Origin of the sequence: Klebsiella sp. KE9456 (genome assembly GCF_043832615.1) — a bacterium.
Taxonomy (GTDB): domain Bacteria; phylum Pseudomonadota; class Gammaproteobacteria; order Enterobacterales; family Enterobacteriaceae; genus Klebsiella; species Klebsiella indica.
Genome location: NZ_JBDYQK010000046.1, coordinates 1 through 14,083, shown reverse-complemented (window position 1 = coordinate 14,083; position 14,083 = coordinate 1). Strand labels below are relative to the sequence as shown.

15 protein-coding genes and 1 pseudogene are annotated in these 14,083 nt (G+C 52.1%); 6 read left to right on the top strand and 10 right to left on the bottom strand.

All coding sequences use genetic code 11. The annotated features are described in order from the left end of the window. The 3 genes from ABK821_RS24975 to ABK821_RS24965 form a co-directional block, all read left to right on the top strand. A partial coding sequence (locus tag ABK821_RS24975) for a hypothetical protein (RefSeq protein WP_244500604.1) occupies positions 1 to 102 on the top strand: 102 nt, incomplete at its 5' end. Further along, complete coding sequence (locus ABK821_RS24970) at positions 83 to 817, top strand: DMT family transporter (protein ID WP_395034206.1); 735 nt, start codon at positions 83 to 85, stop codon at positions 815 to 817. The genes ABK821_RS24975 and ABK821_RS24970, both read left to right, overlap by 20 nt. A 406-nt stretch (positions 818 to 1,223) precedes the next feature. Continuing rightward, positions 1,224 to 1,898: a class I SAM-dependent methyltransferase gene (locus ABK821_RS24965; protein ID WP_308564224.1), complete on the top strand. Its 675-nt coding sequence runs from the start codon at positions 1,224 to 1,226 to the stop codon at positions 1,896 to 1,898. A 213-nt stretch (positions 1,899 to 2,111) separates the two neighbouring features. Here the strand turns inward: ABK821_RS24965 and ABK821_RS24960 are convergent, their stop codons facing one another. From ABK821_RS24960 to ABK821_RS24920, 9 genes and pseudogenes are all read right to left on the bottom strand, one after another. Beyond that, positions 2,112 to 2,351 (bottom strand): DUF1272 domain-containing protein, encoded by a 240-nt coding sequence (locus ABK821_RS24960; protein ID WP_308564222.1) that lies wholly within the window; start codon positions 2,349 to 2,351, stop codon positions 2,112 to 2,114. Positions 2,352 to 2,567: 216 nt separating this feature from the next. Continuing rightward, on the bottom strand, positions 2,568 to 3,929 hold the full coding sequence (locus ABK821_RS24955; protein ID WP_138363148.1) for a YncE family protein: 1,362 nt from the start codon (positions 3,927 to 3,929) through the stop codon (positions 2,568 to 2,570). 377 nt (positions 3,930 to 4,306) lie between these two features. Further along, positions 4,307 to 4,390: pseudogene (locus ABK821_RS24950) on the bottom strand (cytochrome b); the annotation flags it as partial. A gap of 136 nt (positions 4,391 to 4,526) precedes the next feature. Beyond that, a complete protein-coding gene (locus tag ABK821_RS24945; protein WP_012132930.1) occupies positions 4,527 to 5,303 on the bottom strand; it encodes an ABC transporter ATP-binding protein in 777 nt (258 codons plus the stop codon). After that, complete coding sequence (locus ABK821_RS24940; protein WP_138363146.1) at positions 5,303 to 6,073, bottom strand: ABC transporter permease; 771 nt, start codon at positions 6,071 to 6,073, stop codon at positions 5,303 to 5,305. Before ABK821_RS24940 ends, ABK821_RS24945 begins: the two co-directional genes overlap by 1 nt. Next, complete coding sequence (locus ABK821_RS24935) at positions 6,070 to 7,077, bottom strand: glycine betaine ABC transporter substrate-binding protein (protein WP_343178705.1); 1,008 nt, start codon at positions 7,075 to 7,077, stop codon at positions 6,070 to 6,072. The genes ABK821_RS24940 and ABK821_RS24935 overlap by 4 nt, the downstream gene beginning before the upstream one ends. 16 nt (positions 7,078 to 7,093) lie before the next feature. Further along, complete coding sequence (locus ABK821_RS24930) at positions 7,094 to 7,813, bottom strand: aspartate/glutamate racemase family protein (RefSeq protein WP_343178706.1); 720 nt, start codon at positions 7,811 to 7,813, stop codon at positions 7,094 to 7,096. Next, a complete protein-coding gene (locus ABK821_RS24925; protein WP_343178707.1) occupies positions 7,810 to 8,823 on the bottom strand; it encodes a D-cysteine desulfhydrase in 1,014 nt (337 codons plus the stop codon). The genes ABK821_RS24930 and ABK821_RS24925 overlap by 4 nt, the downstream gene beginning before the upstream one ends. Before the next feature lie 253 nt (positions 8,824 to 9,076). Continuing rightward, a complete protein-coding gene (locus ABK821_RS24920; RefSeq protein WP_343178708.1) occupies positions 9,077 to 10,099 on the bottom strand; it encodes a malate/lactate/ureidoglycolate dehydrogenase in 1,023 nt (340 codons plus the stop codon). A gap of 242 nt (positions 10,100 to 10,341) precedes the next feature. Between ABK821_RS24920 and ABK821_RS24915 the strand changes: the two genes are divergently transcribed. The 3 genes from ABK821_RS24915 to ABK821_RS24905 are packed head-to-tail and all read left to right on the top strand — an operon-like array spanning position 10,342 to position 13,051. Next, complete coding sequence (locus ABK821_RS24915; protein ID WP_012132938.1) at positions 10,342 to 11,349, top strand: ABC transporter substrate-binding protein; 1,008 nt, start codon at positions 10,342 to 10,344, stop codon at positions 11,347 to 11,349. A 21-nt stretch (positions 11,350 to 11,370) separates the two neighbouring features. Then, entirely contained in the window at positions 11,371 to 12,213 is an 843-nt protein-coding gene (locus ABK821_RS24910; RefSeq protein ID WP_058668979.1) for an ABC transporter ATP-binding protein, read from the top strand. Then, positions 12,185 to 13,051, top strand: a complete 867-nt coding sequence (locus ABK821_RS24905) for an ABC transporter permease (protein WP_343178709.1) — start codon at positions 12,185 to 12,187, stop codon at positions 13,049 to 13,051. The genes ABK821_RS24910 and ABK821_RS24905 overlap by 29 nt, the downstream gene beginning before the upstream one ends. 446 nt (positions 13,052 to 13,497) lie before the next feature. Here ABK821_RS24905 and ABK821_RS24900 read toward each other — a convergent pair whose 3' ends face one another. After that, positions 13,498 to 13,986 (bottom strand): hypothetical protein, encoded by a 489-nt coding sequence (locus ABK821_RS24900; RefSeq protein ID WP_395034205.1) that lies wholly within the window; start codon positions 13,984 to 13,986, stop codon positions 13,498 to 13,500. Positions 13,987 to 14,083: the final 97 nt, after the last annotated feature.

Here is a 14,083-nt window from a genome sequence, read left to right as displayed (position 1 = left end):
CACCAGTGCCGTTCAATGTGGCAACTGTTGAAAAAGGTTCGTCACTTTATGGATACCGTCAGCCCATTCCCCGGTGGAAAGCATGGGCTGGCTAAAGTGTAGCGGTATTAGGATCAGTTATTTAGGATCTTCAGTTATACTTGGCGTAATAAATTCCGGGCTGCCCTTCCTTATGTACTGCTTTGCGGCAAAATGGCTTCCTGCTGGGTATTCAGCTATCCTGAATGCAACAACACCTTTAATGGGCGCGCTCATTGGTTTTTCATGTTTCGAGGAAAAACTAACAGTCCGTAAATGGGCCGGCGTACTCCTGGGGTTTATCGGCATCATCGTGATCACTACGATCGGGGAAGCGAAGTCAGCTGATAAACAAATTTGCGGTATAATTGCTTGCCTCATCGCTACCGGTTGTTATGGGACCGCCAGCTTTCTGACACGCAACTGGATTTCAAACAAGGGGGGACTCGATCCTAAAATCGTCGCCTGCGGTAGCCAAATGGGAGCATCCATTTTCCTGCTACCATTTTTCATATGGAGCATCAGCACTGGCCCGACCGTTAACTGGCTACAACAAGAGGTATGGATAAGTATTCTTGCATTGGGAGTAGTCTGTACCGCGTATGCTTATATTCTATATTTTCGCCTGATTGCCGATGTCGGTCCTTTGCGTTCATTAACAGTAACATTTTTAATCCCTCCGTTTGGCGCATTATGGGGATATTTAGCGCTGGGAGAAACCATTAACAGCGGTTTTATTACAGGCTCAGCAATTATATGTATCGCAGTCTGGATGGTTATCAGTTCACAGAAAATTTAATGTAACAGAAAATTATTACTAATTGTTATCAATATTAAATACTTTTTCAATTAGTTAGTCCAATTATGATACAGGACTACAGTAACAGATTTGATAGGCTCAACTTTAATTATCTCATATATGATGAATTTTCCCATAGCAACCTATCTGGAGATAAAAACAGCTATGCATATATATTTTCATCTTTTTACGACTATTGTCTTCATTTCAATGATGCATGGCGTATAAGATAAGGAGGTTATTGCTAATATCCTCATCATGCGTCATGTTGCATGTATGATAGTAATAACTCGAGCCATTCCGAGGGTGCTCACTTGTCACGTGATTCAGACTTTGGATGCTGCGCAAATACTGTCCAAAATGGATAACCGTTTTGTCCTGTAACTTGAACTAAGGTGTATTCAGCATGAATCCCTATGAAAAACAATACAGACAACTGATAGCAAACGGGGCTGTCGCCTGGGCTGGCGACGGCTTTCCCAGAGCAAAAAAACAGCAGGAAAAAATCTTTCATTGGCTTAAATCACATCACTATTTACCACCTCCTGGCGCACCAGTACTTGAAATGGGATGTGGCAACGGAGCAATGGCGGCTCAGTTTCTGGCTGAACGAGGATATTCGGTGTGGGGTATAGATCTATCTGAAACTGCCATCAAATGGGCAAAAAGCCGTTTTCAGCAAGCGGGTCTCTCTGCACATTTTTTTACCGGAAATGTTTGTCATATCACTCAATGTATGAACTCAATGTTCGAGTTAATTATTGATGGAAGTTGTCTACATTGCCTTATAGATGATGAGCGATGCCTCTTTTTCGCTGAAGTGAGAAGATTACTCAAACCGGAAGGGAGAATAGTGATCAGTTCTATGTGCGGCTCCCCCCGTTATTCTGAAGACATTACCGCTTATGATCCCGTCAGACATCATTTACTGAAAGAAGGGCAACCCTGGCGTACTCTGAAACCGCTTCCGTATCTCATTAATGAAATACAAAAAGAACAATTTAAAATACTTGCAACCAGAGTTAATCAAAATACATGGTGGGATCATGCCACATTAGTATGTTCAGTGAGTCCGCAATGACTGATTTGTATTCGCCAAAATTCGAGCTGACAGCGTTCTCTTGCAGCACACCATCAAATATTACCGTCAGCTATACGCAAAAATAAAACGTTAGCACCCCGAGCGCAATAGATTGATTTTATTATATTTATTTACCTTAACCACCACTGCAGATCCAGCCAGGATATTACCCCTCCAATTAATGGGTCTGTGAACACTTATACAGGGAAATCATTAAGGTGATGTCTGATGTGAATGACGGCGCAGAGTAGATGCAGGATGTCGTTGCAGCGCGGCTTCGGGCCGTATTGGGCGCCGCACCAATTCTCCCCCGCAGTTTGGGCAAAATCCGTTAAGCCGATGAGTCACGCAATCAATGCAAAAAGTACATTCGAATGAACAGATATAAGCTTCTGTTGAGTCCGGCGGCAAATTTTGATCGCAGCATTCACAATTAGGACGAAGCTCAAGCATAGTATCCTCCAGGAGTCAGTGTGGATTTCCTATATAGCCAAATAGCCAACTTCATGCCCGGCACCTGAAAACCGCCCTGCCGGGCCTGACGGGCGCAACGCCCTCTGTAATAAAGCAGAATAAACCGATTCAGCGCAGCCCCTTCCCATAAGCTGCTGAAGGATAATAATCATGCCAGGCGGACCTGCCCGCGAATAACGTAGCGAATTAAAGCCGTTATTTTTTGGGGGTGATTTTCGTCACCGAGCCTGTTTGAGCTTTATCCCCGGTAGTACCATACATAGACACCAGATAAACGGCTCCATCAGGCCCCACGGTCAGGTGGTTTGGCGTATCATCCATCGGGATATTAGCGACCAGTTTACCGTCCTTGTCCAGAACAGCAACGGTTCCGCCTGCACGCGTGGCGGCGAAAACCTGCGACGTCACGGGATCCCAGATGACAGATACGCCCCCGGCACCAATGTAAGTATCAGCGAGAACTTTGCCGTCCGCATTCAGAACCACGACATTGTTCGTCTCCTGAGAAGCGACGTAAAGACGACCGGTCTTCGGATCACGAGCGATGTCGGTTGCGCCTTGCGCCTGAGGTACTTTCACTGTAGTACTCTTGCCCGTTTTGAGATCAATCCAGCCTACCCAGGGCGTATCGCGGCTGACGCCATAGAGTTTCCCACCGGTACTGTCGAGGGCAAGATCTGTACTGTAAAACTGGTCGCGGCCGCGGTTCGCCACGAACTCCATCTGACCGATATGTTCCAGCGTTTTGGTATCATATACCTCGATAAAACCGGTCAGCGCTGCGCTGACATAAGCCCGATTGTGGGCTTCATCAATAACCACATCACGTGGATGTGCTACCGACCCCTCAGGAAAAACTTTTACCACGGAAAGCGTTTTTGCATCATAGACGGTCACCGTCTCGGCAAGTGTGTTCGTCGTCCAGACATGATGATGGACATTATCAATACCAACGCCGAAGACACCAATTTGCTCACCCTTTTTATCTTTAGGCAGAGTAGCCTCAGCTTCGACAGCCAGCGTTCCGGCGTTCAGTCTCATCAGGCGGCTACCATCATTCGGGCCGCGTGCCGAGGTCACGAACAGCTTCCCGTCGGCCGAAACTGCCGACTGGTAAGCCCGCTCACCAACGGGAGTTGTTTGTAGCCTGAAAGCCTCAGTGTTTTTCGGGGGAACAATTTGGGACAATTTCAACATGACCTGCGAAACGCTCGCGGGATTTTGCGTGATAACAGTGAGTGGATGAAGGCCTGTAGCCGCATAGGCCGGAACGGTTAGCGGAATAGTCAGGTTTCCCTTCTCGTCGGCGGTCAGCGGTTTCGGTGTCAGGACTTCCGCACCATTCAGCATAGTGACGGTCGTGCCCGCCTGCAGTTTCTTAATTGTTATGACCGTTTTATCTCCGGGCTTAACAGGAACGTCTCGTGACCCGGCACGGATACTGCCAGGGAAGGTAGTGGTGGCGGCTGTCCATTTGCTATCGGCGTATGCCGTTGTGGCGATTGACATCACAATAGCGGAGGCCAACAGCACTGAACGGACTGAAATTCTTCTCATCTTATCTCCATAAATTGTATTGATGCTGCATCTCAACGCAGCTACAGGTTTCCCCACGCGATGAGTCTTATCTTCCGCGATGAGGTGTATGTCTTGTTATGAGATCATTCAACATACCATAATAATGGAAATAATTATCATTACCAACTCAGACGGTATCTCAAATGCAGGGCGTTTGATACATAGCAGGTGAACGAACTGGAGATTTCCTGGTAAGGAGGTGGCTTTGTGCCAGAAACAAACATGACTAACATCAGCGTGTGTTACCCACAGTGAACACCGAAGTGGCAGGTAGCAGAACAAATGTCAGAAGAAACAGAAAACGTCGCAGGGCTGCGGAATATAAAAACGCAAAGCGATTCATGGTGAACTCCGGGTTAACGAAAAGCGCGGCCGGGCCGCATACGACGCAGTACGCCGTCCCGTAACAGGTAATGATGGAAAAGCGCCGCTAAAGCATGCGCGAATGACGGAACCAAAACATATCCCGTTTGATCGGCTAAAGCAGTGGCTGGACGCTCATTCTGTCCAGCGTTTCTTTTGACGACTCAACTCTTGATTACACTGTCTGGTTAAGAAACAGCGCTGACGGTATTTTCATCCTAAATGGCGCTTCGCCTCCTGGCGCACCCGGTGCAGTACGTGATGTTTGATCCCACTGTAAGCCGGGTGTTCAGCCAGGGTTTCAATATCGCGTTCGCGGCCAAAAGGCAGGATAACCTCCTCAACGATTTTTCCAGGCTTTGCCGACATGATCAGAATACGATCGGCCAGGAACAGCGCCTCTTCTACGTCGTGAGTCACAAACAGCAGCGTGGTGCCGGTGGCAAGCCAGGCATCGCGCAGGAGTTCCTGCATCATCAGACGCGTTTGCGCATCCAGCGCGCCGAACGGTTCATCAAGTAGCAACACCTCCGGTTCCGGCAGCCAGGCGCGGGCCAGCGCCACGCGCTGTTTCATCCCGCCGGAAAGTTGCCAGGGCGCATGATGTTCAAAGCCTTTCAGCCCTACCCGCGTCAGCCAGTCCAGCGCCTGGGCGTTGACCTCATCTTTGTGGTATTTCCCCAGCCGTGGGCCAAAGGTGACGTTTTCCAGTACCGACAGCCAGGGAAACAAATTTGGCTGCTGGAAGATCATTCCCCGATCCGGCCCCGGCAGCTTCACTGTTTTTCCGCCTGCCGCCACGCGCCCACGGTCCGGCTTGTTGAATCCGGCGACCAGATTCAGGATCGTGGACTTCCCGCAGCCGGACGGCCCCAGCAGTACAACAAATTCTCCTTTCTCCAGAGACAGGCTGATATCGTCCAGCACCGTGAACGGCTGCGGTTTTGCCGCAAAAGAGAGCGATACGTTTTCCAGTGTGATGGCACTCATTACTCTTTCCCCGCCCAGGGCACAAAAAAGCGTTGCAGCCCCAGCAGCAATAAATCCAGTAAATAGCCGATACCGCCGAGCAGCAGAATCCCCAGCATCACGATATCGGTTCGCAGATACGAACTGGCGTTAATTACCATCCAGCCGAGACCCGAACTGGCCGCCACCATTTCCGCCGCGATGAGCGATGTCCAGCCGATCCCTATCGATAGCCTGACGGTGGTAAACAGTTCCGGCAACGCATCCGGCAACACCACGCGCAGAAAAATCTGTTTGCGCGACGCGCCGAGCGTTTGCGCCACACGAATGCGCGAGCGACCAATACGATCGACCGCAGCAGATGCCCCCACGACCACGCTCAGGAAAGTGGCGATGAAGATCAGAAAGAACTTCGACGCCTCACCGATCCCCAGCCAGACGACCGCCAGCGGAATAAGCGCAATCTTAGGTAGCGGGCGCAAAAACTGCACGAACGGATTCAGTACCGCCGCCAGACCTTCCGACAACCCCATCAGCAACCCCAGGGGGATGCCGATGATAATTGCCACAGAAAAAGCGCTTAGGGCCCGGGCCAGGCTGACTGCGACATGCTCCCACAACGGCACCTGACGATAACCATCAGCCAACAACTCTTCGGTTGTCAGTCCGATATCCTGCAGCGACGGCAGCAGCAGCGGGTCCACCCACTGCCGCATCGTCGCCACTTGCCAGATACTAAAGAAAACAGCCACCGAGACGACGCTGATGGCAATGCGATAACTCAATCTCATTTCGCTGCTACCGCCGCGTCGCGGATATAGCGGGAGTTAATAGCGCTGTCCCAGTTCGCCGGAATATCACGTTTGCGGATCTCGCCAATCCCCGCCAGGAAGTTAGCGGTTTTTGTCAGCGCTTTTCCAATACCGCTATCCGTCGTATGAGTTCCATTACCCAGCCAGTCCGCCGTCCCCTGCTGCTTCAGGGTTGGATATTCCAGGCCACCCAACGTATTCGCGGCAGTCGTCACCGGCGCGCCCACCTCTTTCGCCACAATCGCCGCCGCCCGTTCCGGGTCTTTCTTAAACTCATCAACTTTTTCCTGATGAACGCGCAGGAACGCGCTGACGGTTTGCGGGTACTGCTCAGCAAAGGCTTTACGCACCACATAGTTGTTGTAAATCAGGTAGCCGTCCTTTTGCAGATCTTTGGTCGCAAATACCTGATGCCCGCCTGAGGCTTCAAGCTCCTGAGCAAACGGCGCCCAGACATAGCCCGCGTCGATATCGCCGCGTTTCCAGGCGGCGACCATTTCCGCCGGACGCAGCGGCAATAAGGTTATTTTGCTGCGATCGAGATGGTTAACGCTAATGGCGGCTTCAAGCGCATATTGCGCCGTCGAGTTTGGCGGATAGGCTACGCGTTTACCTTCAATATCGTTAATACGGGTAATGCCGTCTTTACCAATTAAACGCTCGTAGCTGGCAATCACCCCGGAGACACCGACAATCTCCACCGGCAGTTTTCTGACAATGCCTGCCGTTGCCGGGCTGGAGCCGAAATTGGCAATATCAATCGCGTTACTGGCAAAATAATTTAACGCGTCCGCACCGGACGCAAATTGCACCCATTTGACCTTGCTGTGTAAAGCATTATCCAGAGAACCATCGGCTTTTGCCAGCATCAGCACCTGAGAACCGCCGCTGTATGCCACGCGGACTTCTGCGGGTGTTTCGGCAAAGCTGGTATTGACCCACAGGCCACCCGCTGCAAGTAATACGCAGAGACTTTTTTTCATTTAATTTATCCTGTTATTAATGCCATGCTTCGCGCTGCGTTAGCCATAACCGGGCACACTGTTGCGCCAGCGCTTCTGCGGGATCAATCGACACGGCTAAATGCGGGGATGTCACCTCCGCCAGCGCAACCGGCACTTCCGTGCAGGCCAGCACCAGCCTCTCTGCGCCGCGATCGCGCAATGCCTGAGCCTGTAAACTCAGCAGCTCACCGCCGGTACGCAGTTCGCCGCGTTTTACCGCATAGCACCCCGGCACAAACCACTGCCGTAGCTCCTCTGGCGTCGGCTGCACGCTTTCAATCCCCATAGAGGCGAAACCGTGCTGGAACCAACCGGCATCCAGCGTGCCCTGCGTAGAGATAAGCCCGACCCGGCGGGGCTTCTCTTTCCCTTCAAATACCGCCAGCGTGGCGTCCACAATATGCAGCAACGGCGCGTCGCTGTGCTGCGCCAGCGCCTCATACCAGTGGTGCGCCGTATTACAGGCGATCACAATGTGGCTGGCGCCCGCGCGGTTCAGCTGTTCCACACCGTGCAAGAGCTGCGGCAACGGCGATGGTCCGGTTCCCGCCAGCGCCTGCTGACGATCCGCTATCTGCGGCACATTCCACACCACATGGGGGATTTGCTGTTGATCGCTGGTGGCGGGCGTTGCGCGCAGTAATTTATGCATCAAATCAAGCGTCGCCAACGGCCCCATGCCGCCAAGAATCCCCAGCAGAAAAGGAGTACTCATGATGACAAAGAATCTGCGATGACCTGACGATAGCCAAACAGACCTGCGCTTCCTCCCGTATGGATAAACACCACATTCTCATCCTTGCGGAAATGGCCTTGACGGATCAGATCAACCAATCCGGCCATGCCTTTACCGGAATAGACAGGGTCGAGCAGAATCCCCTCGTGCTGCGCCAGCAGTTGCAGCGCTTCAAGCATCCCCTCGGTGGGCAGACCATAGCCTTCGCCCACATAATCACTGTTGGCGACCACCGCCTCACGCGGCAATTCGCCCGGCACGCCGAGCAGTTCCCGGGTCTGCTGCGCCAGACGCCAGACGTTGTGTTCCTGTTTATCACGCGGGGCGCGTACGCTAATCCCGAGGAGAGGAATGCCGCTGTGCGTGGCGGTTAAACCCGCAATCAGGCCAGCCTGCGTGCCTGCGCTGCCGGTGGCATGGACGATATGATCGATACGCAGCCGTAACTGGCTGGACTGCCAAAGCAACTCTTCCGCGCAGGATACGTAACCCAGCGCCCCGATTGCGTTCGAACCGCCTCCGAGGATGACATAAGGGGTATGGCCCTGCGCACGCAGGCTTTCCGCATGATGCTCCATTGCCTGCTGCATATCCGTACCGCCGGGCAAATGGGCAATAATTTTGCCGCCGAGCAAACCGTCCAGCAGCACATTGCCGGATTGCTGATACTCATCACCCAGCGTCGTGACGCGTTGTTCGAGAAAAATATGCGCTTCCAGACCCAGTCTGGCCGCCGCCGCGACGGTCTGACGCACATGGTTAGACTGCGTGGCGCCCTGGGTAATGATAATATCCGCCTGTTTCGCCTGGGCGTCGCCGAGCAAAAACTCAAGTTTGCGGGTTTTATTGCCACCAGTGGCAAGGCCGGTGCAATCGTCTCGTTTTATCCAGATATTTGGCCCCCCCAGCAAGCGTGAAAGTTGAGTGAGAGGCTCCAGTGGAGTCGGGAAATGGCCAAAATGAAGCCGGGGAAAACGCGCCAGATGCATAATAACTCCTGTAAAGAATAACGACGCCGCACATTAAAATTCGACAGCGAGAGTAAGAAAGGTTCGTGGAATATAAGAATGACTATATTGATTTTCTCACTCGCGGCTTACCAAGTTTTTCAGCTATGGATATGAGGAAAAAAGATAAAACAAAAAACAATCGCTTTATTTATTCGCCAGCATTCATTAACTGACCATCATGCCGATCCGTTTAAACAAATAACCAAATATGTCTTTTGGTGCACAGGCACGCTCAGGTATTTAATGCTTCCAGGGCGACAAACGCCTGCCAGTTGACGTCATCAATCCAGATGCCCTCTTCCTGGCGCCGGGCATACGCGCGCAATTCCGGTTCTCCGGGGATCTGCACATCGCGCCCTTCCTGCCCGCTACGAACCCAGTCCACCTGCGCTAACAGCGCCTGTGAGTAACGCTCCTCCGCGCCCAGCCGCGCGGGGTCAAATAGAATCGACAACATATTGTTGATGATTCCGGCACGCGGCGGAATCTGCTGGCTTTCGGTCTCGCCGCCGGTCAGCGCAGCGCCGAGTAAGCTACATATTAGCGACAATCCCGCGCCTTTATGGCCGCCAAAAGGCAGCAAAGCGCCGAGCGGCTCAGTCATTAATACGGCAGGGTCGGTTGTGGGTTCCCCGTTCGCATCTACCGCGCATCCTGCCGGGATGGCGCGCCCTTCATTCCAGGCGATGCGCGCTTTATTGCCCGCAATGGCGCTGGTCGCGAAATCAAGGATAACCGGAGGGCGGTTCTGTAGCGGTACGCCCACGCAAAAGGGGTTTGTACCAAGCCTGGCGCGCAGCCCATCGAACGGCAACACGGCCGACGGCGCCGCCACGTTAGCAAAATGGATCGAGACCAGCCCGGCGCTCGCCACCTGCTCTGCCCATGCGCCGATCCGCCCGAGATGGTGGGTATTAGACAAGCCAATTATTGCCACCCCAAACTGGCGCACACGCTCAATACCCACGCTCATGGCCTGTTCGCCCAACGCCTGGCCGAAGCCATGTCCCCCATCAAAAGAGACAATCGGCCCGGCATCAGACAAGGTGGTCAGCGTGGCGCCAGGGTTCAAATCTCCCGCCAGAATGGCCCGAATATAGCGAGGCAACAGGGTCACACCATGCGAGTCGTGGCCTTTTAATGAGGATTCGACCAGGTTATCCGCTACTTTTTGCGCGATATCAGATCCCGTACCCGCCCGTACCAGATGGCGTTTTAAAAGCGAACGTAAGTGATGATGTGAAAATAATGGCATGATTCTACTCACGGACATTGCCCCTGCAATGGCAAGGGCTATTAAAGAGGTGAGTCCGACTATAGCGAGGATGTATTTGTTACATAACCATGAATAATAACTAAGCTTTTCCGCTTATTAACTAACACGCCATGAATATCGTTATTCATTTTCCTGATATTCATTGCCATTTAAATCATTTCCTTTCCCTCTCGCCTCTGCCCATGATTTTTTGCTGAGAAACACCTTTCTGGGGAACAGATATGAATAAAAGAAACAGGGTATTTGCCTGGACGCTGGCGTTTTCCGCCCTTGGCGGAGTCAGCCAGTCGGCATTTGCGGAAGGGAACATTAGTATCGCGCAGCAATTTGGCATCGGTTATTTAATTCTTGATGTGGTGCGAGACCAGCAGCTTATCGAAAAAGAGGGGCAAAAAGAGGGGCTGGATATCAAGGTAGAGTGGCGCACGATTTCAGGCGCAACCGGGATGAATGAAGCGTTGCTCTCTGGCGCTCTGGACGTTGCGTCAGCAGGCGTTCCCCCGGTACTCACCCTATGGGATCGCACCAAAGGTAAGCAAAATGTGAAAGCGATAGCCTCGCTGGGATCGATGCCCAATTATTTATTGAGTAATAACCCGGCGGTAAAAAGCATTAAAGATCTGACCGAAAAAGACCGTATTGCCGTTCCGGCGGCTGGGGTCGGTTTTCAGTCTCGGACATTACAAATCGAGACGGCGAAATTATATGGCGACCAGGACTTCAAACGCTTCGATAAGATTAGCGTCAGTTTACCGCACCCGGACGCCAGCGCGGCCTTAATTGCTGGTGGCTCGGAAATTACCACGCATTTTTCCAGCCCGCCGTTTCAGTATCAGGCGCTGGAGCACAGCAACGTGCATAAAGTGCTCAGTTCCTATGATGTGCTGGGTGGGCAGGCGACATTTAATGTTCTCTATACCACCCAGAAATTCCATGATGAAAATCCAAAAACCTATAAAGCGTTTTATCGCGCCCTCAGTGAAGCCGCAAATATCATTAACCGTGACAAAAATGCGGCTGCCGAAACGTATATTCGCGTCGAGAAATCACGGCTGCCCTTACCGCTGGTACAAAAAATTGTTAACGATCCAGAAATCAGCTTTACGGTTTTCCCTGAGCGTACTGGCGTATATGCCGAAAAACTCCATGAGCTTGGCGTACTGAAAAATAAGGCCGACTCCTGGAAAGACTATTTCTTTAACGAAGCATGGGAAAACCCAGGCAGTTAAACCGCGACACCGGAGGCTCTGATGGTCACTCAGCAAATCGACGGCCCGCTGCTACAGGTCAGCAATGTTGATATTGAATACCGTACCCGTGAACGGCAAGTGCGCGCGACGCATGATGTCAGTTTTGATGTCTGGCCTGGCGACCGCTTTATTTTGCTTGGGCCGTCAGGCTGTGGGAAATCAAGTCTGCTGAAAGCCACAGGCGGTTTTCTCGCCCCGCGCAGCGGCCACATTTCACTTGCGGGAACGCCGGTTAGCGCTCCCGGCCCGGAACGCATGATGGTATTCCAGGAGTTTGACCAACTGCCGCCGTGGAAAACCGTGCTGGAAAACGTCATGTTTCCTCTGCTGGCCAGCCGGAAAGCCAGTCGTTCACAAGCAAAAGAGACGGCGCTGCATTTTCTCCACAAAGTCGGGCTGGCAGAATTTGCCGACGCTATGCCCCATATGCTCTCCGGCGGGATGAAGCAGCGCGTCGCCATTGCGCGGGCGCTGGCGATGAAACCACGCATCCTGCTGATGGACGAGCCCTTTGCCGCGCTGGATGCGCTGACCCGACGCACAATGCAGGAAGAACTGCTTGCGCTCTGGGAAGAAGAGCGCTTTACCCTGCTGTTCGTCACCCATTCGATTGAAGAGGCGCTGGTGGTGGGCAGCCGTATCCTGGTGCTTTCGCCGCATCCAGGGCGCGTCAGGGCAGAGCTTAACTGTCATCAGTTCACGCTTAATGATTTCGGCAGCGAGGCGTTTCAGCACGCTGCGCGCCATATTCACCGTCTGTTATTCCCGACAATCGGGAACAGTCCGTCTCACTCATCCGGCGAGGAGCCAGAGTATGTCCCAGCCACCGTACATTCGTCCTGAATTCGAACGCGAATTACCGCCGCTGCGCAATCTGCCGGTGGAAACGCCGCTGCCTTTAAGCCAGCGCCTGTGGAATCAGACGTGGCTGCGCAAGTGTCTGATTGTCGCCCTGGTGCTGGCACTATGGGAGATCGCCGCACGCATCCAGCAAAACGATCTGATGTTGCCCGGAGTACTTCAGACGTTGCAGGCGTTTAGCGAAGACATGCGCAATGGCGAACTGCCGGAAAAAATCGTCAACTCACTCAGTACTCTGTTGAAAGGGTATCTGGCAGGCAGTGCGCTGGCGCTGATTGCCAGCGCGCTGGCCGTGACCACCCAGTTTGGCCGCGATTTGCTCAGCACATTAACCGCGATGCTTAATCCGCTGCCGGCAATTGCGCTGCTGCCGCTGGCTTTGCTGTGGTTTGGTCTGGGGAATGCCAGCCTGATATTTGTGCTGATACATTCAGTGATGTGGCCCATCGCGCTAAATACCTGGTCTGGCTTTAGCAGCGTACCGGAAACGCTACGCATGACGGGACGCAACTACGGCCTCAGCGGACCACGCTATGTGATCACGATTCTCATTCCGGCCTCGTTGCCCGCTATTCTTTCCGGGCTCAAGATCGGCTGGGCGTTCGCCTGGCGCACGCTGATTGCCGCCGAGCTGGTATTTGGCGCATCCAGCGGCGAAGGAGGCCTGGGCTGGTATATCTTCCAGAATCGCAATGAGTTGTTCACCGATCGGGTATTTGCAGGGCTGTTAACGGTCATCGCGATTGGCCTGCTGGTGGAAGGCATCGTATTCGCCAGTCTGGAAAAGATCACCGTTAAGCGCTGGGGGATGCAGCGTTAACCCGCTGGCGTTCCGGCAGAACAGATGTTGTTCTCTAACACGTCCTGTTTACGCACTGATTCGATGCTGACCATATGCCCGATAGACGGTGGCATCGTCAACAACATCCTGTTCTGTTTCCTCATCAGTGCGATTTTTTAGGGCACACATTTTTCTCGATAAATTATTCCCCATTTGGTGTGTCGCTGACCAGTGGCAAACTTTTAAAGAATTCGGATTTATACAGCTATTGGGCGTTATTCCTGAATATATCAAAACAGATCCCAAACATGAAAGTATCAGCACTATCGGCAATCGAAATAATCAACAGAGAGCAGCGCAAATCACAACCAGCGATGCAAATAACAAACTCCAGAAAAACATCTTCCGGAGTTTATCAGCCATCAAATCCAATTCACGCTATCAACGTCGAAATCACCGCTGACCGTTTCAAGCGTTTTTTACTATCAGATATTAACTGTGTTTTTCTTAACCAGACCACGCCGAATCGACAATCCATAACCAAAGATCATAGATACAATAATCGCCAGAGGAAGAAAATCAGTCACTATTGACTGACTACCACTCAACTGATGTAAATTTTTAACAACCAGCGCAATGGTGACCAGCATAAGAATGAATGCTAACAAAGGCATCCAAAAAACTTTCCACATCGCAGCCGAATGTTGTTCCTGCCGCCGGAAGAAAAAGATTACCGCTGCCGAAACTCCCGTTTGTAGAACCAGAATAGCCAACGTTGCTAATGCTGAGCCCTGGGAGAATATTTGAGTCACCGGATCAAGTCCTGCCACTCCTGAAATGGCAAAGAAAACAATCAATAATACACTCTGTACATGGCTGGCATTATGCGGTGTGCCATGTGCGGCATGGGTTTTGCCCAGGACACTTAAAAACAAGCCATCACGACTAAATAACTGCTCGGAATAGTAGATCACTCAGGGGGAACTCAGTCCGGTTTATGCGATCTGATCAATCGCTGAATATCCCAAATCACCAACCGGACTGAGCGATGCCGATCATAGCACCAATACC